The sequence below is a fragment of the Vibrio marinisediminis genome, from assembly GCF_014050145.1.
Classification (GTDB): domain Bacteria; phylum Pseudomonadota; class Gammaproteobacteria; order Enterobacterales; family Vibrionaceae; genus Vibrio; species Vibrio marinisediminis.
The window spans coordinates 43,926-67,284 of the sequence record NZ_JACFYF010000014.1; the positions used below are offsets into that span (position 1 = coordinate 43,926).

Annotated in this window: 14 protein-coding genes and 5 tRNA genes; 13 read left to right on the forward strand and 6 right to left on the reverse strand. The window is 44.9% G+C overall.

Annotated features, from left to right (window positions below; translation table 11 throughout):
* Nucleotides 1-144 precede the first annotated feature (144 nt).
* From H2O73_RS17085 to H2O73_RS17095, 3 genes are read right to left on the reverse strand one after another with little or no spacing between them, the layout of a single operon-like run.
* Nucleotides 145-3,267: a multidrug efflux RND transporter permease subunit gene (locus H2O73_RS17085; RefSeq protein ID WP_182110145.1), complete on the reverse strand. Its 3,123-nt coding sequence runs from the start codon at nt 3,265-3,267 to the stop codon at nt 145-147.
* Between the two features lie 11 nt (nt 3,268-3,278).
* On the reverse strand, nt 3,279-4,385 hold the full coding sequence (locus H2O73_RS17090; RefSeq protein ID WP_182110146.1) for an efflux RND transporter periplasmic adaptor subunit: 1,107 nt from the start codon (nt 4,383-4,385) through the stop codon (nt 3,279-3,281).
* 18 nt (nt 4,386-4,403) lie between these two features.
* Complete coding sequence (locus H2O73_RS17095; protein ID WP_182110147.1) at nt 4,404-4,985, reverse strand: TetR/AcrR family transcriptional regulator; 582 nt, start codon at nt 4,983-4,985, stop codon at nt 4,404-4,406.
* 214 nt (nt 4,986-5,199) lie between these two features.
* Here H2O73_RS17095 and rep point away from each other — a divergent pair, with 214 nt between their 5' ends.
* Nucleotides 5,200-7,218 (forward strand): DNA helicase Rep, encoded by a 2,019-nt coding sequence (gene rep / locus H2O73_RS17100; RefSeq protein ID WP_182110148.1) that lies wholly within the window; start codon nt 5,200-5,202, stop codon nt 7,216-7,218.
* Between the two features lie 49 nt (nt 7,219-7,267).
* Here the strand turns inward: rep and H2O73_RS17105 are convergent, their stop codons facing one another.
* The gene (locus H2O73_RS17105) at nt 7,268-7,681 is read right to left on the reverse strand and encodes a c-type cytochrome (protein ID WP_182110175.1); all 414 of its coding nucleotides are present in this window, start codon (nt 7,679-7,681) and stop codon (nt 7,268-7,270) included.
* 290 nt (nt 7,682-7,971) lie between these two features.
* Here H2O73_RS17105 and H2O73_RS17110 point away from each other — a divergent pair.
* The 11 genes from H2O73_RS17110 (at nt 7,972) to H2O73_RS17160 (ending at nt 17,751) form a co-directional block, all read left to right on the forward strand.
* Nucleotides 7,972-8,048 (forward strand) — tRNA-Arg (locus H2O73_RS17110).
* 35 nt (nt 8,049-8,083) lie between these two features.
* A tRNA-His gene (locus H2O73_RS17115) sits at nt 8,084-8,159 on the forward strand.
* Nucleotides 8,160-8,214: 55 nt separating this feature from the next.
* Nucleotides 8,215-8,291: transfer RNA gene (locus H2O73_RS17120), tRNA-Pro, on the forward strand.
* 47 nt (nt 8,292-8,338) lie between these two features.
* Nucleotides 8,339-8,414: transfer RNA gene (locus tag H2O73_RS17125), tRNA-His, on the forward strand.
* A 55-nt stretch (nt 8,415-8,469) separates the two neighbouring features.
* A tRNA-Pro gene (locus tag H2O73_RS17130) sits at nt 8,470-8,546 on the forward strand.
* A 700-nt stretch (nt 8,547-9,246) separates the two neighbouring features.
* A complete protein-coding gene (locus H2O73_RS17135) occupies nt 9,247-10,962 on the forward strand; it encodes a dipeptide ABC transporter ATP-binding protein (protein WP_182110149.1) in 1,716 nt (571 codons plus the stop codon).
* 85 nt (nt 10,963-11,047) lie between these two features.
* Nucleotides 11,048-12,598 (forward strand): ABC transporter substrate-binding protein, encoded by a 1,551-nt coding sequence (locus H2O73_RS17140; protein ID WP_182110150.1) that lies wholly within the window; start codon nt 11,048-11,050, stop codon nt 12,596-12,598.
* 150 nt (nt 12,599-12,748) lie between these two features.
* Nucleotides 12,749-13,726: an ABC transporter permease gene (locus H2O73_RS17145; protein ID WP_182110151.1), complete on the forward strand. Its 978-nt coding sequence runs from the start codon at nt 12,749-12,751 to the stop codon at nt 13,724-13,726.
* Between the two features lie 2 nt (nt 13,727-13,728).
* A complete protein-coding gene (locus H2O73_RS17150) occupies nt 13,729-14,667 on the forward strand; it encodes an ABC transporter permease (RefSeq protein ID WP_182110152.1) in 939 nt (312 codons plus the stop codon).
* Between the two features lie 233 nt (nt 14,668-14,900).
* A complete protein-coding gene (locus tag H2O73_RS17155; protein ID WP_368737171.1) occupies nt 14,901-16,553 on the forward strand; it encodes a phosphoethanolamine transferase in 1,653 nt (550 codons plus the stop codon).
* A 157-nt stretch (nt 16,554-16,710) separates the two neighbouring features.
* Nucleotides 16,711-17,751, forward strand: coding sequence for an SPOR domain-containing protein (locus H2O73_RS17160; protein WP_306464273.1), 1,041 nt, complete (start codon nt 16,711-16,713; stop codon nt 17,749-17,751).
* A 68-nt stretch (nt 17,752-17,819) separates the two neighbouring features.
* On the opposite strand, the gene H2O73_RS17165 is transcribed toward H2O73_RS17160, so the two are convergent.
* Complete coding sequence (locus H2O73_RS17165; protein WP_182110153.1) at nt 17,820-19,766, reverse strand: methyl-accepting chemotaxis protein; 1,947 nt, start codon at nt 19,764-19,766, stop codon at nt 17,820-17,822.
* Between the two features lie 682 nt (nt 19,767-20,448).
* Here H2O73_RS17165 and H2O73_RS17170 point away from each other — a divergent pair.
* Entirely contained in the window at nt 20,449-21,792 is a 1,344-nt protein-coding gene (locus H2O73_RS17170) for a sodium-dependent transporter (RefSeq protein WP_368737172.1), read from the forward strand.
* A gap of 94 nt (nt 21,793-21,886) precedes the next feature.
* On the opposite strand, the gene gorA is transcribed toward H2O73_RS17170, so the two are convergent.
* Nucleotides 21,887-23,242 carry a glutathione-disulfide reductase gene (gorA, locus tag H2O73_RS17175; RefSeq protein WP_182110155.1) on the reverse strand — a complete coding sequence of 452 codons (1,356 nt, stop codon included), beginning with the start codon at nt 23,240-23,242 and terminating at the stop codon, nt 21,887-21,889.
* Nucleotides 23,243-23,359 lie beyond the last annotated feature (117 nt).

The window sequence follows — 23,359 nt, forward strand, 5'->3', positions numbered from 1 at the left end:
TAATTGCAGGGTAAAAGTCGCTAGTTATAGCGCAAAAAAGCGACTTTTTGCGCTGTGCTTATCATCGATTCATAGCAAAGAAAAAGGTCACCGAAGTGACCTTTATTACTGATACAACCAATGCGACTTTATTTACGTCAACGCTTAGCTTTTCTTAGCGAGCTCACGGCAAGCCGCTTTCGCTTCATCAACTCGCGCGAGCTTTTCCAGATCTTTGTCTTCGACAAACACAGGTAGAGGCTTATGTTTCTCTGCCAAGTAGCTGTAGATTACAGGCAGTACAAACAGCGTGAATAGCGTACCAATCGCAAGACCTGCCACGATTACAATACCGATACTAAAGCGCTGAGCAGCACCTGCACCAGTTGCGTACATCAATGGAATCAGACCCGCAATCATCGCAGCCGTCGTCATTAGGATAGGGCGTAGACGCACTTTGGCAGCTTCCATGACCGCATCCATTCGATTGAGCTTGTTGTGTAGCTGTTCTTCTTTAGCGACTTCACAAATCAAGATACCGTGCTTGGTGATCAAACCGACCAAGGTAATCAGACCAACTTGCGAGTAGATGTTCATGGTCGCCGCACCCCATGCGAGTGCGATTAAGGCACCACAAATCGCCAGCGGTACCGAAACCATGATAACAACCGGGTCTTTGACGGATTCAAACTGAATCGCTAGTACTAAGAAGATGATGGCCAGAGCCAAACCAAAGGTTGCGTATAGTGCGCTACCTTCCGTCACATACTGACGAGCTTCGCCCATGTAGTCATGGTTGTAGCCTGTTGGTAGTGTGTTGCTCGCCAGATCTTCAAACCATGTAATCGCATCACCCATCGCCGTGCCTGGTGAAGGTACAGCGCCGACAGTTGCAGAGTTGAGCTGGTTAAAGTGAGGCAGTGAGCGAGGCTCTGCCACAACATCGATGGTAATCAAGCTGCCAAGTGGTACAGCATTACCATTCGCTGCACGTACGTAGTAGTTTTTCATCGATTCAGGGTTTAGACGATACTTACGTTCAACCTGAGGAATTACCTCGTATGAACGACCATTAAGGTCGATACGGTTAACATAACCATCCGCCATCATCGTACTTAGCGTAATACCAATATCTTGCATAGTTACGCCGTAGGCACCGGCTTTGTCTTTGTCGATGTTGATCTTCATCGTTGCTGAATCGTAGTTTAGATCCAGATCTGAGTAGACAAACATCGGGCTCGATTTCACTTCCGTTAGTACTTCAGTTGCAATCGCAAATAGGCTTTCGAATGCATTTGGTGTTGTGATAACAAACTGAATTGGTAAGCCAGAACCGGCACCCGGTAGTTCTGGCATCTGGAATGCCGTCACAGCCATCCCAGGTACATTTGCCACTAGACCACCAACGCGGTTTGCCACTTCAGCTTGGCTCGCTTCACGCTCGCTCCAAGGCACCATTGATGCAATACCAAAGGCTTGGTTCGAGTTAGGAACACCAGTAAATACTTGGGCAAACGCAACTTCTGGCTGATCAGACAGAATCTTGTTTACATCGTTCATGGTGTTTTGCATGTAATCGAGGTTTGCTGTTGATGGGGCAGTACCCATCAGCATGACAACACCTTTATCTTCTGACGGTGCCAATTCACTTGGAATGAACTTAAACAGAATAGGCAGCGTAGCAAATACAATCACAGCAAACATCAAGATGACTGGACGATGTGCCATGACTGATTTCAGCATCTTCGCGTAGCGATTGGTCATGCCATCAAGAATTTGATGCACTTTTTGTTCAAACTTACTTGGCTCTTCATGAGCTTTGAGCATTTTCGAACACATCATTGGCGACAAGGTTAATGCCACAATACCGGAAACAAATACCGCCCCTGCTAGTGTTAAAGCAAACTCTTTAAATAGCGAACCAGTAATACCACCCATCAGTGCGATTGGTGCATATACCGCACCCAGCGTTAGCGTCATTGCGATAACAGGTACGGCAATTTCACGCGTACCAATAATGGCGGCGCGGAATGGGGACTCACCCAGCTTGATATGTCGGTCGACGTTTTCTAGAACAACGATCGCATCATCCACCACCAAACCAATGGCAAGTACCATGGCGAGTAGCGTCATCAAGTTCCACGAGAAGCCCATTGCCTGCATCACCATTGCCACACCAATTAGTGACAGCGGGATAGTAACAATAGGGATGATTACCGCGCGGAAAGAGCCTAAGAACAGTGTAATTACCACAAGTACGATAAGCGCCGCTTCGACGATGGTTTTAACAACCTCGTGGATAGATTCGTTGATCGCAATCGTGGAGTCATACATCACATTCATTTTGATGGTGCTAGGCAAGTTACGCTCAAGTTGAGGCAGCAGCTCTAACACATCAGCAGCAATGTTGATTGGGTTGGCACTTGGTGCTGCGTTAATTGCGGCAACGACAGCTTCCTGACCATTCGCGCTTGCGCGGTATACATCGTGGCTTTTTTCTAGTGTGACCTTGGCAATATCACCTAAGCGAATGATTTCACCTTCATCAGACTTCACCACCAGATTGGTCAGTTCTTCAACATTAGAGACCTGAGTATCGGCACTGCCGTTGTACAGGACGAATTCACCGATAGCCTGACCGGTTGCTGACTGATAGTTGTTGGCATTAAGCACGCCCATCACATCAGTTGCGGTCATTTTCAGCGCGCCCATTTTGGCAGGGTCAAGCCAAATACGCAGGGCGTATTTCAAGCCACCGTAAAGGTCGACTTTAGAAACGCCATTAACGGTGAATAGCTGAGGGTTGATTACACGCTCTAGGTAATCAGTGATTTGGCTAGAAGAGAGCTCATCACTGGTAAAGCCGATATAAAGTACCGCCGTTGTGGAGCCAGTCGACATCGTTACGGTTGGATCTTCGGCTTCTTTAGGAAGCTGAGAACGCACCGAGTTAGTCTTCGCCAGAATATCTGACAAGGCTGCATTAGGGTCAGTGTTTAACTTCATGTTGACTGTGATGGTGGATTTACCCAGCACAGATTGAGAAGTCATATAATCAATGTTATCTGCCTGTGCGACGGCTTGTTCCAATGGCTGAGTAATAAAACCTTGGATCAAATCGGCACTGGCGCCGTAGTAACTGGTCGAAACCGTTACTACAGTGTTCGTCATTTCAGGGTATTCTCGGACTTGCATCTTGAATACGGCTTGGAAGCCAAGCAACGCAATCAAAAAGCTGATCGATACCGCTAAAACTGGACGCTTAATAAAAACATCAGTAAAGCGCATGAAGCCTCCAATTACAGCATTGGTGTTTCAGCAGGTGGTGTTGTTGCGTCGCTTTCAACCACGCGTACTTTCGCACCATTACTCAAACGTACTTGACCAGTCGTCACGACAACATCACCAGGTTTTACGCCCTCAAGGATGTGTGCGATATCAGCGACACGTTCACCCACTTTCACCACGTGTTGTTGCACACGCTGCTCGCCATCTTGTTCAGTTAAGATGTAGACGTTATCGCCGTATAGCGTGTAAGTAATTGCGGTTTGAGGCAAGGTGACTTGGTCGACCAACTTAGGCAGAACAATGTTCGCGCGCGCAAACATACCGCTGCGTAACTTACCGTCACTGTTTGGAATATCGGCTTGAACTTGGATAAGACCACTTTGTACGTTGACTGCGGGTTCAATTGCAGAAATTGAACCTTTAAATGGCGCTTCAGGATAAGAGTCAACGAAGATTTCCACTTGCTGTTTCAGCTTGATTCGTGAGATATCGGTTTGTGGCACAGTAAAGCGCAGGCGCATTACCGTGGTGTCTTCTAAACGTACAATATCCGTACCTGCTTGTAGGTATTGACCAAGATAAACATTACGAATACCAATTACGCCCGCAAATGGCGCTTTGATTTCACGACGGTCGATAGCGGCTTTCAAGCTTTCAATATCTGCTCGTAGAGAGAAATAGTTCGCACCAGATTCGTCATAAGCCTCTTTCGAGATAGAGCCTTTCTTGTATAGACCTTGGTAGCGTTTGTATTTTGCTTGAGCTGCTGGCAACTTAGCTTGCGCACTTTTTAAGTTTGCTTTTTCTACTTCGGAATCAAGATTGACTAAAGGTTGACCTTCTTCAACTTGAGTACCTGACTCGAAGCTAATATGGTCAATCACGCCACTGGTTTCGTTAGCTACCGTTACCCCTTGATTTGGCTCGATGAAACCGATGGCTTCAATCACGGGTACCCAATCAACGGGTTTAACTTCGGTCACTGTGACTGGAAATTCCGGCTCGGGGCGGTTGGCTAAGTATTCAGCAATCTTCTGTTGCTTGAATAGATTGAAACCGATCACGCTACCAAACAGTAGCAAGACGATGACAATCATGAAGAAAGTCCACTTTTTCATTCTTATTAGAACTCCAAGTTAGTGATTAATTACTGCATCCCAACTGGCATTGATAGCGGCTTCAATCGCCTCATTATCCAGTTGGTAAAACCCTAACGCATGCTTTCTAGCAATCGCTACGCATGCTTCAAATGTCAGACCTGACAACACTTCATTTGCAATAGGTTTGAATACCCCTTGCGCTTTGCCATCATTGAACAGCTTCTGCACCTGAAAAAACTTCAGCTTTTCTTGTGCACGAATCTCGATATCAGTAGTGCAAGGCAGTGAATCATATTGCACTCGGTTGCTCAGGGCGTTTTTGTTGGACACCGCTAAATTCCAAGTGTTTAACCACATTTTGCGATAACGAGCTTTAAGAGGCTCATTGCCCGTCACGTCAGCTTGTACCGCATCGGCGATACGTTGTGTGACATTTAGGCGAACCTCTGCAAGAAGATGCTCTTTGTCAGAAAAGTAACAGTAGATGGTCCCTGCAGCGACACCAGCTTGTTTGGCGACTTTCTGCATGGATAAGCCATGAAAACCCGACTCCGCAATGACTGTTTCTGCGGCGCTGAGAATTTGCTGCTTTTTATCTACGCTTAATTTATTGGCCATTAAATGAAACCACCAATGAATGAACGTTCATTCATTATAGACTAAAACACGAGCAATAGTTCAATAGAGTATTGCAGTTGTTGAGTAAAAAACTTGTCAAAATATCCTTCAGTCGCCATATGACCGCGATTGAAAGAAGCTAGATTTAAATATTAGCAATCGCACTGTTGCACCATTATTATAGGCGCCATTAAATTTTCTGGATGAGACCACCATGAAGCTGAACCCCGGACAAGATCAAGCGGTGAAGTATGTGTCAGGCCCATGCCTAGTGCTTGCGGGTGCTGGCTCAGGCAAGACGCGAGTGATTACTAACAAGATTGCTTATTTGGTTCAGCAGTGTGGTTACAAGGCTCGCAATATTGCCGCGTTAACCTTTACCAACAAAGCCGCCAGAGAGATGAAAGAGCGTGTCGGGCAAACACTGGGTAAACAAGAATCGAAAGGTTTGACGGTTTCCACGTTTCATACCCTCGGCTTGAATATCATCAAACGCGAACACAAACATCTTGGCTTGAAGTCTGGTTTTTCCTTGTTTGATGACCAAGACCAAATGGCTTTGCTTAAAGAGTTAACTGAAAAGCAGATCGATGGTGATAAAGATCTACTGCGCCAATTGTTGAGTAGCATTTCTAATTGGAAAAACGACATGCTAACGCCTGATGAGGCGTTAGCGCGCGCTCAGGGTGAGCAACAACAGTTATTTGCGTTTTGTTTTGAGATGTACCAAAAACAAATGCGCGCCTATAACGCGCTTGATTTTGATGACCTTATTTTAATGCCCGTATTGCTATTACGTGGCAACGAAGAAGTGCGCCAGCGCTGGCAAAACAAGATTCGTTACTTGCTGGTGGATGAGTATCAAGATACCAATACCAGCCAATACGAATTAGTGCGCCTATTAGTTGGTGAGCGCTCACGCTTTACCGTGGTGGGTGACGATGACCAGTCTATTTACTCATGGCGTGGGGCAAAACCGCAGAACTTGGTGTTGTTGGGCGAAGATTATCCAAACCTAAAGCTGATCAAGCTTGAGCAGAATTATCGCTCGACCAATCGTATTTTGCGCTGTGCCAATATTTTGATTGCTAATAATCCACACGTGTATGAGAAAGCGCTGTTTTCAGAATTGCCTGACGGTGAAAAACTCAAAGTGCTGCTGGCGAAAAACGAAGAGCATGAGGCCGAGCGGGTGACGGGTGAAATCATTGCCCATAAATTCCTTAATCGAACCGGATATCGTGATTACGCGATTTTGTATCGTGGTAACCACCAATCTCGTTTAATTGAAAAATCACTGATGCAAAACCGAGTGCCTTATAAGATTTCGGGTGGTACCTCATTTTTTGCGCGTGCAGAAATAAAAGACATCATGGCGTACCTAAAGGTGTTGGTGAACCCAGATGACGACAACGCATTTCTACGCATTGTGAACACACCAAAGCGCGAGATTGGTCCTGTGACTCTTGAGAAGCTGGGTAGTTACGCCAACATGCGCGGTAAGAGCTTATTTGAAGCCAGCTTTGAAATGGGGCTAGAGCAACATTTAACGGGGCGAGGCTTAGAAACATTGCGCCGTTTTACGGCTTGGTTGGTGGCGATCGCCGATCAAGCAGAACGTGGCAATACCGTGGAGGCTGTGCGTTCACTGGTGCGTGATATTCATTACGAGGATTGGCTATACGAAACCTCTTCTAGCCCGAAAGCGGCTGAAATGCGGATGAAGAACGTGTCTGACCTCTATTCTTGGATTGTGGCTGATTTAGAGGGTGATAACTACGACCAAGAAGAGAAGACGCTAAAGGAAGTGGTTCAGCGCTTAACATTGCGTGACATGATGGAACGTGGTGAAGAAGAGGAAGATAGCGATGCGGTGCAATTGATGACGCTGCATGCCTCGAAAGGATTGGAATTCCCTTATGTTTATCTGATTGGTACCGAAGAGGGCATTTTGCCGCATCAAACCAGTATTGATGAAGATAATGTTGAAGAAGAGCGCCGTCTTATGTACGTGGGTATTACCCGTGCACAGAAAGAGCTCAGCTTTACTATGTGTCGCGAGCGCCGCCAGTATGGTGAGCTGCTCAAGCCAACGCAAAGTCGCTTCTTAGACGAGCTACCCTTTGATGATGTGGAATGGGAACAAACGAAAAAGCCAGTAACGCAAGAAGAGCGAATGGCAAAGGGACAAGCACACATTGCCAACATAAGGGCAATGTTTAATAAAAAGTAGTGCAGAAATAAAAAAGGCTTGGTGGATCCAAGCCTTTTTGTTTTCTCGATTACAGACCTTCAATCATATGATCAATCGCAGCAACGATTTCATCATCTGAACAGTCCATACAAGAGCCTTTAGCTGGCATTGCATTGAAGCCAGTAATCGCATGGTCGTTCAGCACATCTCTGCCTTGAGCGATACGTGGAGCCCAATCATCAGCATTACCTGTTTTTGGCGCACCACTCACACCAGTAGAGTGACAAGCGGTACAGAAAGTGCCGTAAACCGTGGCACCATCACGTGGTCCTGTTGGTTCAACAACAACAGGTTCAGCACCTGCTAGGTACACATCACCGACAGGTTTAATCCTTTCTGCAATAGCATCATATTCTTCTTGGCTTACACTTGCTGCAAAAGTAGCGCTAGAAAATGTTGCTGCAGCGATCAAAGCGGTTAAGATTTTTCGAGACATATCCATTAAACTCACTATACATTCCTGAGGGTAAGTTGGTGCTTACCTTTTAATTAGAGTGTCATTTGATAAACGAGCATTTTTGCTGTTAAATCAATGTAAACAGTGGGTGATTATATCTCGATAAGTTGTTGCAATAAACAATAACTTCCCAACGAGCGGGGGTACATCACATCGGAGATAGACTTTTATTTGAGCTATATTGCTGAAAAAGGCGCCAAACGGTAAAAAAAGTTGAAAAAGTACTAGACGCAATAGTGTGATATCCGTATTATTCCACTCCGCCGATAGGGCATGCGCCCGTAGCTCAGTTGGATAGAGCGTTGGCCTCCGGAGCCAAAGGTCGAAGGTTCGAATCCTTTCGGGCGTACCATAACCCCGGAAGTTATATCGGTAAAAAATTTAGTGGTGGCTATAGCTCAGTTGGTAGAGTCCCGGATTGTGATTCCGGTTGTCGCGAGTTCAAGCCTCGTTAGCCACCCCATTATTCAGGTAGCTTTTGCTCCCTTTCTTGATGAAAATCGAGGAAAAACTTAAGTCGGTGAATAGCGCAGCTTGGTAGCGCATCTGGTTTGGGACCAGAGGGTCGGGGGTTCGAATCCCTCTTCACCGACCACTATTTTGTTTGTGGCTTTAATTAAGCAATAAACAACACAAATTGTGGTGGCTATAGCTCAGTTGGTAGAGTCCCGGATTGTGATTCCGGTTGTCGCGAGTTCAAGCCTCGTTAGCCACCCCATTATTCAGGTAGCTTTTGCTCCCTTTCTTGATGAAAATCGAGGAAAAACTTAAGTCGGTGAATAGCGCAGCTTGGTAGCGCATCTGGTTTGGGACCAGAGGGTCGGGGGTTCGAATCCCTCTTCACCGACCACTACACTAAGCCCCAGTCGAAAGACTGGGGCTTTTTTACGTCTGTCGTTTGAATGATTTTTAAAACTTAGAGCGATTCAAAAGATCTGATAAGAGAGTCGACCGACTGAAAATGTATTCATTTCGCTCCGTCGTTATTAACCCCTTCACCGCCTTCATCCTTCCAACATGCTTTTTTTAGCTCGCTTCTTTCGTGGTAAATGTAGCAGCCATTTTCATTGCCTAATCTAATTAGTCGTCGTTCTTTTAAATGAATCGATTTCAATCGAATTTTAATTCTGCGTTATGGCGTTAATTTAATCAGGTCTTACCTCTGTATCGGGGTGATAATTTGGTTTTTAATGCCACATTCTATCCATTGAGTTAAATCTTAATCTGTTTTTTACAGTATGAGCGGGCTTATGTATGGTTTTTGTTAATGCAAGCCTGTGCCTTTTTATGCATGACGATTTTTTATGAGTGAGTAATAGCAGTGGTTTTAGTGGATTAAACAACTGTGTTCCTAAATATTTATTCATTATTTGGTTTATTAGTTGCTTGAAATTTGACCAAAGACAACTTTTTATCCTGCCTTTGTTGCATTTCTGTGAAATATTTGCCAAATTGAGAGGCTTGTAACTACCAGAACAGCATACTGGTATTTGAATGGAATCAATTTTTCAGACAGGGCAGGGAGCTGCCGAAGCAGTAGAGGTCTGGTAATGTCACTTTTAGAAGTTAAAAATCTTCGTATTGAATACCCATCTCGACATGGGGTTCTTGCGGCGGTGAAATCACTATCGTTCAATATTGAACGTGGCGAAATTGTGGGTGTTGTGGGTGAATCTGGCGCGGGTAAGTCTACGGTAGGTAATGCCGTGATCGACTTGCTTAGCCCTCCGGGTACGATTGCTGGCGGGGAAGTTTTTCTTGATGGAGAAAAAATTTCCGGTCTTTCACCGCAACAGATGCGTAAAGTTCGCGGATCAAAAATTGGGTTTATTTTTCAAGACCCAATGACATCGCTCAATCCTCTTTTTACTGTTGAGCATCAATTAAAAGAGACCATCCACGCTAATATGAAGGTGTCGGATGAGGAGGCTTATCAGCGTTCGCTCTCTTTGATGGAGCAAGTGGGAATCCCTCAGCCTGAGAACCGACTCAAGCAATTCCCTCATCAGTTTTCCGGTGGTATGCGCCAACGTGTGGTGATTGCAATCGCACTTGCTGGTGAACCTGATCTTATTATTGCTGATGAACCGACCACCGCACTAGACGTTTCCATCCAAGATCAAATATTGAGCCTAATTCGTGAGTTATGCGTTAAGAATAACGTTGGCTGTATGTTGGTGACGCACGATATGGGTGTGGTGTCTAATGTAACGGATCGAGTGGCGGTTATGTACCGTGGTGACTTAGTTGAATTTGGTCCAACTAAAAAGGTGCTGGGTGACCCGGATCACTCTTACACACGCAGTTTAATTTCAGCGGTACCACGTTCAGACATGAAGCTAGACCGCTTTCCTTTGGTGAGCTATATCGAAGAGGCATCAGAGCTTAAGCCGCTTGATATTAAAAATCACTGGTTAGGACAAAGCCAAGATCAGCGTGATTACCAAGGAGCACTGTTGCAGGTCGAAAACGTTAATCTGCGCTTTGTTACTAAGGATTCGCTGTTCGAAAGTCGTCGTGAGTATGTACAAGCCTCTAACGATGTCAGCTTTGAGGTATTGGAAGGTGAAACTTTCGGATTGGTGGGTGAGTCGGGTTCAGGTAAATCAACCATTGCTCGAGTTATTGCTGGTTTGTATCAACCAAACTCAGGACGAGTCACTTTTGAGGGCATCGACCTCACGGCGTTAACTTCTGAAAAAGAACGTCGACCAATGCGTCGTCAGATGCAGATGGTCTTCCAAAACCCTTACACATCAATGAATCCGCGTATGAAGGTATTCGATATTATCGCAGAACCTATACGTTTTCATAAACTTACGCGCAATGAAACAGAAACGCGACAGATCGTTAACGATCTTCTGGATCATGTTGGTTTGGGCGTTATGGCCGGTCTTAAGTACCCACATGAATTTTCTGGTGGTCAACGCCAACGTATTTCGATAGCGCGTGCATTAGCTACGCGCCCACGTCTACTAATTTGTGATGAACCAACTTCAGCACTGGATGTATCGGTTCAAGCGCAAATTCTGAATCTACTTAAAGACCTGCAAGATGAGTTGAACCTCACCATGTTGTTTATCAGTCATGATTTGCCAGTAATTCGCCAGATGTGTGATCGGGTGGGAGTGATGCAAATGGGGAAACTGCTTGAAGTCGCTCCGACAGAGCAGTTGTTTACTAACCCACAGCATGAGTACAGCCAACATTTGATTTCATTAATGCCGGAATTTACCGGTTTAAGAGAAGAAGTAAAAACAGTCTAAGTCATGAGCTGCTAAGGATTCTTAGCCTCTGACAGATGCAAACACAACAACGAGGGATTGAATTCCCGCATGAAGGAGTTATGCAATGAAAACCATGAAGAGCAAAATCGCAGTCGCTTTGATGGCCGCTGGCTTAAGTTTTAGTGCAGCCGCAGCTGATATTACCGTTGCTTATGATGCAGACCCAGTGTCGCTTGATCCGCATGAGCAGCTATCAGGCGGTACACTGCAAATGTCGCACATGGTGTTTGATCCACTGATTCGTTTTACTCAAGAAATGAAATTTGAGCCGCGCCTAGCGGAATCTTGGGAGCGTATCGATAACGAAACAATGCGTTTTAAACTGCGTGAAGGTGTGAAATTCCATTCTGGTAATGCGCTAACTGCTGACGACGTAGTTTGGACATTTGAGCGCCTAAAAAGCTCACCAGATTTCAAAGGTATCTTTGCTCCACTAGTATCACTGACAAAAGTAGACGACTACACGTTTGAAATTAAAACTGATGGTACTTACCCACTGATTGAAAACGTTGCCACTTACATCTTCCCAATGGACAGTAAGTTCTACTCAGGTAAGACAGAAGATGGCAAAGATAAGGCTGAGCTTGTTAAGCACGGTAACTCGTATGCATCGACTAACGTTTCAGGTACAGGTCCATTCATCATTACTTCGCGCGAGCAAGGTGTAAAGGTTGAGTTTGAGCGTTTTGCTGATTACTGGGATAAAGACGCAGGTAACGTAGATAAAATCACTCTAGTACCAATCAAAGAAGATGCAACACGAGTAGCAGCTTTACTTTCTGGTGATGTAGATATGATTGCGCCTGTTTCACCAAATGATTACAAGCGTATCAAAAGTGCCAGTGATGTTGATTTGTACACTATGCCGGGCACACGAGTCATTACCTTCCAGATGAACCAAAACAGCAACCCAGCACTGAAAGATGTGCGAGTTCGCCAAGCAATTGTTCATGCGATCAACAACGAAGGTATTGTTAAGAAAATCATGAAGGGTGCTGCTACACCGGCATCTCAGCAAAGCCCTGTGGGTTATGCTGGTTACAATGAAGAGCTAAAACCGCGTTACGATCTTAAGAAAGCTAAACAGCTAATGAAAGAAGCGGGCTATGAAGATGGCTTTACGTTGACCATGATGGCACCAAACAACCGTTATGTGAACGATGACAAGATTGCACAAGCTTCTGCGGCAATGCTGTCTAAAATTGGTATTAAAGTTGATCTTAAAACCATGCCTAAAGCACAGTACTGGCCTGAATTTGATAAGTGTGCAGCAGATATGTTGATGATCGGCTGGCACCCAGATACAGAGGATTCAGGTAACTTTACAGAGTTCCTAACCATGACGCGTGATGCCGCGACTGGTAAAGGTCAGTACAACTGTGGTGGTTACTCTAACCCTGCAATCGACAAGCTTGTAAATGACTCAAACACGGAAACAGACCTAGTTAAACGTGGTCAGATGCTGAAACAAGTGGAAGCGACACTGTACGATGAAGCGGCGTTTGTTCCTCTACACTGGCAAGACCCATCATGGGCTGCGAAAGGTAATGTGGAAATTGGTCCTATCGTTAACGGTATGAACTTCCCTTACTTTGGCGACCTAGTGGTTAAGTAAGCTTGTTTAGTCAGTAAGAATGAACCCTCGCGGTTGATTCCCTCGGTGCCTAACTTTGTATCAGTCGGGTTAGGCACCTAGATCAAGGCTGATTCTCTATATGCATTGAACCCGCATTTAGATTTCTATGGATAGTTAAAGGGGCAAGGAATGTTTTCGTTTCTGGTCAAGCGCCTGTTTCAGGCACTGATAGTGATGTTTGTGATCAGTTTAGTGGCGTTTGCCATTCAAGATAACTTGGGTGATCCGCTACGTGAGCTTGTTGGGCAGTCTGTTTCTGAATCAGAACGCCAAGCCTTACGTGACGAGCTCGGCTTGAACGATCCCTTCATTACAAAATACACCCGCTTTGTAGGCAATGCGCTGCAAGGTGATTTAGGTACATCTTACTTTTTCAAACGTCCAGCAGCAGAAGTTATTCTGGACAAATTGGTGCCAACGTTAGAGTTAGTTTTTGGCGCCGCCGTGATTATTGTTGTGTTGTCTATTCCTCTCGGTGTTTATTCCGCGATTCATCCCAAAAGCTTTTTTACCAAAGTGGTGATGGCGATGAGTAGCGTCGGTATTTCTATACCGGTGTTCTTAACCGCGATAATGCTGATGTACGTCTTCTCGATAGAACTAGGTTGGCTACCCTCATATGGGCGAGGTGATACGGCAAATTGGCTAGGTTGGGAATCAGGTTACTTTACCTTAGATGGCTTAGCTCATTTGGTTTTGCCTTGTATTTCTCTGGCGTCAATCATGTTACCGCTGTTTATCCGTTTGGTGCGCTCTGAAATGCTGGAAGTATTAAGCTCGGAGTACATTAAGTTTGCTAAAGCGAAAGGATTGAGCTTAAAGAAAATCTATTATCAACATGCACTTAAGAACACCATGCTGCCAGTGCTAACCGTTGGTGGGGTGCAAATCGGTACTATGGTGGCGTACACCATTTTGACTGAAACAGTATTCCAATGGCCGGGGATGGGCTTTTTGTTCCTAGAGGCAATTAACCGAGTTGATACTCCGTTGATTACCGCTTACGTTATTTTTGTCGGTTTAATTTTCGTGGTGACCAATACCATTGTCGATCTTTTGTATGGATTGATTAACCCAACCGTAGACTTAACTGGTAAAGGAGCATAACCATGAGCCAAACAGCAGCTGCTCCTTCTCGTTGGGAGCGTTTTAAACAATCTGATTTTCTGTATTATTTCTTGCGTGACAAAGTGGCGATGGTCAGCTTTGCCATCTTTATGGTGTTTCTATTATTGGCGTTAGCTGCGCCAATTATCTCGCCAACAGACCCTTATGATCTGAGTTCTATCGACATTATGGACTCCGAGCTTCCGCCATCATGGATGGAAGACGGTGAAGAGCGCTTTGTGCTTGGAACGGATGAGCAAGGGCGTGATATTTTATCGACCATTCTTTATGGCTCTCGACTGTCTCTCACCATTGGTTTCTTAGCGGTGGGCTTGCAGCTTATCTTAGGTATCGTGATTGGTTTGTCGGCAGGCTACTTTGGTGGTCGAATTGATAGCTTCTTGATGCGTTTTGCTGACGTACAGCTTTCGTTCTCGACCATGATGGTAGCGATTATTGTCTCAGCAATTTTCAAAGCCAGTTTTGGTAGCGAGTTCTACAGCCAATATGCGGTGGTGATGCTGGTGGTGATCATTGGTATTGCAGAGTGGCCGCAATACGCACGTACAATTCGCGCATCGGTATTAGCTGAAAAGAAAAAAGAGTATGTAGAAGCCGCGCGAGTGATGGGCTTTAAAGCGCCACGCATAATGTTCCGCCATATTCTGCCTAACTGCTTGTCGCCAATTTTGGTTATCTCGACGGTTCAGGTGGCAAACGCCATTATGTCAGAGGCGGCACTTTCCTTCCTAGGTTTAGGTTTGCCAGTCGACCAGCCATCATTGGGCGCACTGATCAGTATCGGCTTTAACTACATCTTCTCTGGTGCATGGTGGATTACCGCTTTCCCTGGTGTGGTACTGGTTACCTTAGTATTAGTGATCAACCTACTGGGTGATTGGTTAAGAGATGTATTTAACCCGAAAATCTATAAGGGCTAATATTTATAGCTGTTAACAAAAAGCCGCGATTGATTCGCGGTTTTTTTATATCGCTCAGCATGTAACGTTAAATGTGGAATCTTTGTTTTTGTGAAATAGCTGCGATATTTTCAGCAAACTCATGTCTGATAGGGCAGAGCTTCGCTTGAGGGTAAGGCTGCTAGACTTTGCTATTGAAGTGATAATGGGCGCCAGCGACTCATAATTGCTTTGTTTATTGTTGGAGGGGTAGTGTGAAGCACAACAAAGGATTTATACATTTAACGATTTCAAATGTCGCGTTGACTGCGTGGTTGGCGCTCTATTTTGCCATCATTCTCAATTTACCTATTTATAAGGAACTTCAGCATATTTTCAGCCAGATGGAGAGCGTCAAAGTTGGCTTTATACTCTCCATACCGCTGTTTTTCTTTGCAGCACTGAACCTGTTATTTAGCCTATTCAGTTGGCCTTACATCACCAAACCTTTTTTCATTCTGTTATTGATATCTTCTTCTTTGGTGAGCTACGCAGGTTTTAATTACTCAACGGTTTTTGATGCAGATATGATCACCAACATCATGCAAACCGATAGCAGCGAAGCAAGTTCTTATCTGAGCGTGTATTCAATCGCTTGGTTGTTATTGCTGGGTGTGCTTCCCGCTGCGGTATTAGCATTGGTGTCGGTAAGACAGGAATCGTGGTTAAAACTTATCGTCAAAAAGCTGGTTTCTATTTTGCTTTCAATCGTAGTGATTGTGTCTATTGCGGCGATGTATTACCAAGACTACGCTTCGGTTGGACGTAATAATAGCTACCTCAAACGAGTGATAGTGCCAACTGCCTTTGTTGGCAGTGTGGTGAGTTATGTCAAACATACCTATTTTACTACGCCTCGAGTCTATAAAGAGTTGGGGCTGGACGCTGAGCAGTCGGCTAATGCCTTGAAGCAAGCTCAAACCAAACCAAGCCTAGTTGTGTTGGTGATAGGGGAGACCGCGCGCTCGCAAAATTATCAGTTGAATGGTTACCATCGACCAACTAACCCACACACATCCAAACTAGACGTGGTGTCATTTAAGAACGTGCACTCTTGCGGAACCGCGACTGCGGTTTCTTTACCGTGTATGTTCTCATTGATGACCCATGATAATTACGATCACGATACTGCCGTCAACCAAGACAATGTTGTCGATATTCTTAAGCGTGCCGGTGTGGCAATCGTATGGGAGGATGATGATGGTGGAGACAAAACAGTGGCAGATCATATCGAACGAGAGATGATGGATCACTCACACAAAGATAGCCAGTGTGACGGCAATACTTGCTATGACATGGTGTTACTGGATGATTTTGATAAGAATATTGAAAAGCTATCAGGCAACCGCATGATTGCATTACATCTCATTGGTAGCCATGGTCCCACTTATTATAAACGTTACCCTAAAGAGATGGCGGCGTTTCAGCCTGATTGCCCGCGTGCCGATATCGAAAACTGTACTAATGAGCAACTCGTTAATAGCTACGACAATACGATTCGCTATACCGATTATGTCTTAAGCCAGATAATTGAACGTCTTACAGCCTTGCAGGATAAATATAATACCGCTTTGGTTTATGTTTCTGATCATGGTGAATCACTTGGTGAGGGTGGCATGTATTTGCATGGCGCGCCTTATGCGCTCGCGCCTGATTATCAAACAACGGTGCCCTTAATTGTATGGATGTCGAAAGGTTTTCAGCAGATTAAACAAGTGGATTATGCTTGTCTAAAACGTAATGTGAACAGTGGGACGGAATATTCGCATGATAATCTTTTCCACTCCTTACTTGGTATTATGGATGTTGAAACGTCTGTCTATCAGCAAAAGCTCGATATTTTTGCAGACTGTCGAACACCAAATTAGTCACCGCATACTCGAAAGGGTGATCGAACCGATTGTTTGACATCAAAATGTGCTTAAACTGAGAGCCAAAATTTATTGCGGCTCTTTTTTTGCATCTACATTTTCTCAACAGTCATTGATTTAAGATGACAAGACGCAGTTTGTTGGTGAGGTGTAGATGAGTATCAAAAGGAACGTTTTAGTATTAAGTGACTCTAAAAAGAGTCTATTTCATCGTTACGCCTGCCATAGTCAAACAAATAACAACAAAGGTCGATTAACCAATATGGATATTAAATTGCTGCCACTCTCAACTACACGCGCCAAGTTACTGACGGTTGTCGCGCTGAGTGGAACTTGGCTTGCATTGCCTGCGAGTGCGGAAGAGTTTCTTTGTGATGCCAGACAGACATCAACTCAAGAGCTTCCACTTTTGTCCTCCTCTTGCCCAATAGGCAAAGGGTTATGGGGCAAGCAACAGCCGAGAGGGGAGCAGTCTACATTTTGGATCCAGTGTGGTGTGTTAGCAAAACCGTTGTCAGTGGATGAAGCAAAAGTGATTTATCCGCATATATCAACCGACGTATGGGCGAAAATTGAAGGCAATAATGCTCGTTGTTTAATTGGTCCTTACCAAGATTTTGCTAAAGCAAGTCAAGATCTTAAAGCGGTGAAAGCGCTTAAGCCTTATCGAGAAGCATTTATTCGTGAAGTCATTGACGGTGTCGCAAAGGCAAGTGCCAAAACCGGCAGTAAAGCGAGCGCATTAGTGGCAAAGAAAGCAGTTGTAGAGCGTCAATCCACCACGATTATTCCGCCAGCGAAACCGGCTAAGGTAGCACCGATCAAAACCGCGCCAACCGTTGCTGCGGTAGAGTCTAAATCGTTGGAGATCACCATTCGCCGCGAAGTAAAAGTCGCCAATATGCACTTTAAAGTGCCATACCTGCCTTTTAGCGATGATCAGTTTTATATGGAATATGACAAACCATGGAATCGCTTAAGCTATGACAAAGCAAGCAAGGTGTGCCAAGCACTCAATATGAGTTTGCCGAACAAGAAGCAGTGGCAAACGTTGCTTGATGCAAATGTCATGAAGAGCAATCAGTGGCCAATGTTCCTACCTTATTGGGGCGCTGAGAATACAGCCCTGTTTACCAGTGGCAAAGTCACCACCACCTCTGGCAAGTCATTACTCAATGTGATGTGTGTAAGGTAGATATTGTCGTTAGCTCACGAGCCTAAATTAGCGGACTCGAAGTGTGATAATCTTCGAGTCCGAACAACCTAGTTCACCCCTTTAAATCTGGCAACATCTTCGGTTAAGTCTTGCATCGCACCGACGATGGTATTACAAGCCTCTCGACTGTTCGCCATTAGGGTTTCACGTTGATGCCCTTGTTCCGCGATATTTTCAATATGCCCACTGATGTCGTTGAGGCTATCACTACTAGATCGAGTCTCTTCTGCAATTTTTGTATTCATATCAAACAGTTTCACTAACTCGCATCTGAGTTCGCTGAGTGATTGAGATGCTTGATGTTGTTCTGCCAAGCTATTTTCACTGCTTTGGTGGATGAACGTCATTTGCTCCGTTACGTTGGCTGCCGCGCTCATCAAGCTGTTGATGATTTCTTGGATTTCGCTAGTGGAGTCGTGGGTTCGTTGAGAAAGATTACGCACCTCATCTGCGACCACGGCAAAGCCTCTGCCATGCTCACCTGCTCTTGCTGCCTCAATTGCAGCGTTAAGTGCCAGCAGGTTGGTTTGTTCTGAGATGGCACTGATCACTTCAAGAACTTTCAAGATTCGCTCAGTATGCGTATTCAAATCGTTTAAGTCTTGCTGGCTCTTCTCCATATTCGCTTGCAAGGCTTGCGTGCTAGAAACACTGCTATCCATAATGTGCTCAGTTTGGGTCAGTGACGTTTGCCCATTTTCTGAAAGTGCTTTTATCTCATCACAAAAAATAGCCAGCCCGTCGAGCGCCACATTAATCTGTTGTGTCGTAGTCGCAATGTTGTCTAATGAACCCTGCTGCTCTTGAGAAGCTCGATTCACTTGCTCTGAGTTTCCTTTCAAGGTGTAAGCGGCTTGCGCGGAGCTGTCAGTGGTGAGCTTAACTTGCTGCATTGCGCCTTGTAGACAATCTAAGAAGTGATTGAATTGCTTGGCGACATCGCCTATTTCTGCGTTGTCATCAACCTCAACATGTTGACCTAAATGCAGTTGAGTTGCCGTATGTTCAATTCCTTCGGTAAGCTGGCGTAGTGGTCTAATTAATGCGTTTACTAGCCAATACATCACCATCATTGCAATGGCGCCGACAACCAGTGCAACAACCAGAGTCTTCCAAGCCATGGTTTTGATTGGTCCCATCAAAACGGAAGTTGGGGTCTCTAGCACCACAAAACGTTGGATAGTTGGTACCCATTTGGAGGCGACAAACAATTCTTCGCCACCAATTATACGGGTAGTAATTTGAAACTCTTTGTTTTTATCCAGCAGCCCATCGAAAGCTTGTGCGCTGTTCTCAGTTGTAATCACACTGCCTTCAGGCAGCACGTTCAGATTGCCGAGTTCATCAACTAACATCGCCGTGCCACTTTGCCCAATAGATTGGTTCTCGACTAGCTCCACCATGCTGTTGACGTTAACGCCAAGACCGGCAACCACAAAAGGCTCGTCTGAATCAGTTTTGTTCATTGTGCTGCGGTAGTTGATAAACATGAACTTGTTGCCGTTTACTTCATCAAGATTCAGCTCGTAGGTTTGCTGCGTTGCGAGAAATTCACCGTAGAAATAACCGTTTACATAGTCTTCTAGCAACATGCGCTTGAACTCGCCACCCGCTTCGACAAAGTACTCTTGCCCATAAGCACTTTCTGCACTCAGAAACAAAATATCGGCGTTAGATAAGTTTTTAATATGATTAAAGCTATTTTGGATCGCACTTGGATCGGCGGCTAGATACGGTGAGTTTAACCATTTAGCCACTTCAAGTGACTCGGTGAGCGCTTGAGCGTGATTGAGCGATGGCTGCAAGGAGTTGGTGATCTTTGCGCCTAAGCTATCAAGCTGGCTAGGAATGGTCTCTCTGAGTAGAGTTTGCTTTTGCAGTCTAAAATCGTGGTTAGCGAGGTACAAAGCAACGCTAGCAATACTGACTAAAGTCAGTAGAGAAAAAGTGACAAAAATCCGAATTCGGATCGACAGATGGCTCCATGTGCGCATATAACTCTCCCTAATAATCCATTACCACACACAATTAAAATAATGTGTAACTGGTTGCGCATTAGTTTAAGAAGGGAATAGCTTCAAGAATATGACAAGTTGTAACTTTGAAAGGGATACATGAATTGACTCGCACCAAAGTACTAGTCGTGTTTCATATTTACAGTCAAAGAACTTGTTCATTTGCTTTTGTTTTGAATGACAGCATCGCCAGACATGAATAGATCATGGCAAGAGATCGTAGTAATGATTGCAGCCAGAGTTGATGGGGTGCGTTGTCAGTTATTGATTGATTTTATTAATGATTATTCTTAGTTAGCCACGACGGTTTAGTTGATATTTGGGCTGGCAATAAAGGCTCAATGATAAGTTAGGGGTTTACATTGTTATAACTGAGCTGTAGGTTAATACACTATCAATTTAGTTAAGCGGAGGTCTTTATGAAAAATTTGAATAACTTGCACCTTCGCTGTGTTCTGCCTACAGCTAACTGTCGATTTAGCTTTACTCTAGTTTTTATTAACTAGGGTTAGTCACTTTGCTGGCCCTAAAGAGGGTTGGCGGTCTAGTAATTTCAATTTCCCCATTCCTCTCTCGGTCAGGTGAATTTTAACCGTAACGAGGAAATTATGATCAAAAATAAACGTCTTACTATGCACTCTCTCTGTAAAGAGAGGTACTAATAATGTCTGCAGTTCGCCAAGGGTTCTCATCACGTATAGGTTTCATTTTTGCTGCGGCAGGTTCGGCGGTAGGGGTTGGTAATATCTGGGGGTTTCCCACTCAAGCAGCTCAAAATGGTGGTGGTGCCTTTTTATTGGTTTACCTGATCATGGTGGTTATTCTTGCTTATCCTATGCTGGTGGCTGAGCTGACTATCGGGCGCTTAACCAAACGCAATCCGGTTGCGTCGCTGCGTGCATTAGGTGACACAGCTCAGTGGCAGAAAATCGGTTCATTGGTCGGGGTGTTGGGCATATTAGCTCTGTCGCTGATCCTTTCTTTTTACGCCATTATTTCTGGTTGGCTGGTTTCTTTTATGGCGGCTCCATTTTTTTCATTACTCGGTTTCGAAAGAGCAGCCAGTTGGTTAACGGAGTTTTCAACCAGCCGTAACCTAATCATGATGCTTATTTTCCTACTATTGACGATCAAAGTGGTGGGGAGCGGTGTGACTGAGGGAATTGAACGTTGGTCTCGCCGACTAATGCCCTTGCTGTTCTTACTTCTTTTACTTATGACGGCTTACATACTAACCCTACCTGGCGCTATGGTTGGCTTAGAAATGTATTTAGTGCCTGACTTTAGCCAGGTGATGAATCCTGATTTAATCGTCAGTGCGATGGGGCAAGCCTTCTTTTCACTCTCTATTGGTGTGTGTGCCTTGATGGTATATGGCAGCTACTTAAATAGTGAAGAAAACTTGCCTAAGACAGCCGCTATTGTGGCGGGATTGGATACATCAGTGGCATTTCTTGCCGGGTTATTAATATTGCCAGCTATGTTTGTTGCACAAAATAATGGTGTGGAAATATACACAGCTGAGGGCAGTTTAAAATCTTCCGATACGCTGGTCTTTACCGTACTGCCATCGATGTTTGATGGGATGGGCGTTGCGGGCTCTGTCCTCGCCATCGGCTTTTTTGCCTTGATGGTTATCGCGGCACTGACTTCAGCGATTTCCATGCTGGAAGCGCCAGTCAATACGCTAACAGAAGAAACCACATTACCTCGAAACCGAGCGGTATGGGTAGTGGGTGGAGCCGTTGCCACTGTGTCTGCTGTGATTGTTTTTAATTTCAATAGCCTATTTGGTTTGGTTGTAACCTTAACCACTGTGTATGCACAACCTTTATTGGCATTAGTCTTTGGTTTGATGCTGACTTGGGTATTACGCCGAGATCGCTTGCTTAAAGAAATGCAAGAGGGCAACCCAGAGCTTATGGAAGGGGTTTTCTGGAAAATTTGGCCTTGGTATGTGAAGTTTGTTTGCCCACTAATGATGTTGTTGGTGTTTTTCTATTAATAGAAATTGAGGCAAATAAAAAACAGGTTATAAACGCACTGCGTCTATAACCTGTTTTTAACTTAAGTGATGTCGCTATTTGTTAATGCGGCAATTAGCGCATGGTAACAAATTCCTCAGAACCCGTTGGGTGGATGGCGACAACTGCATCGAAATCTTCTTTGGTTGCGCCCATTTTCATTGCAACGCCAAAACCTTGGATCATTTCATCGATGGCAAAACCAATACCGTGCAGACCAACAACTTTTTCATCTTCACCGGCACAAACCAGCTTCATTTTGCATGGTTGACGATGTTGAGTGACAGCCGTGTACATTGCGGTAAAGCTTGAAGTGTAAACCTTCACATTCTCTTCGCCATATTGTGCAATCGCTTCTGGCTCAGAAAGACCAATCGTGCCGATTGGTGGGTGGCTAAACACAACCGTTGGAACTAAGTTGTAATCCATTTTTGCGTTGGTCTTGTTGTTGAATAGGCGCTCAGACAACTGACGACCCGCTTTTACTGCTACTGGTGTTAGCTCAATGCCACCTTCCATGATATCGCCAACACAGTAGATGCCTTTTACGTTGGTTTGCTGATATTCATCGACTTTGATGTAGCCATGATCGTTCGTTGCTACGCCCGTTGCGCTGAGGTTGATCGCGTCAGTAGCAGGGTGACGACCGATTGCCCAAATTAGTTGGTCAACGTTTTGGCTTTCACCGTTTTCTAAGTGCAATGTTAGGCTGCCGTCGGCTTCTTTTACTACTTGTTTTGGTACCGAGTGGGTATGCAGTGCTGGACCTTCTGCGTTCATCACTTCAACCAAAGTCTCAATGATCATTGGGTCAAAGCTACGTAGAGGTGACTCTTTACGACAGAATAGATGCGTCTCTGTGCCAAGTGCACTAAGCACACCTGCAATTTCAACCGCAATGTAACCTGCGCCAACCACAGCAACACGTTTTGGCTGTTCAGCCAAGTCAAAGAAGCCGTTTGAGTCGATGCCGTATTCTGCGCCAGGAATATTAGGAATCGTTGGACGCCCGCCGACTGCAATTAGGATATGGTCGGCAGTGTACTGCTCACCGTCTACCTCAACCGTGTTCTCATCAATAAAGGTAGCAAAGCCCTTAATCACGTTTACTTTGTTGTTGCCGAGCACGCGATCGTAAGATTGGTGAATGCGTCCAATGTAAGCTTGGCGGTTTTCAATCAGCTTGCTCCAATCAAAGCCTTTTACTTCAACATCAAAGCCGTAGTCTGCCGAGTATAGGTTGATGGCTTCTGCAACCTGAGCACCATGCCACATCACTTTTTTCGGCACACAACCTACGTTAACGCAGGTGCCGCCAAGATCTTTTGCTTCAATAAGAGCTACTTTAGCGCCGTACATAGCCGCACGGTTTGCTGATGCAATACCGCCACTACCGCCACCAATACAGATATAGTCAAAATGAGTCGCCATTACTTTCTCCAATAAGTGTTAGGGGAAGACATTGTCTTCGGCTCCCTGCATTAATTTTTATATTCCATAATGATAATAAGGGCAGATTGGTTGAACTCAATCTGCCCTGCTAAATTT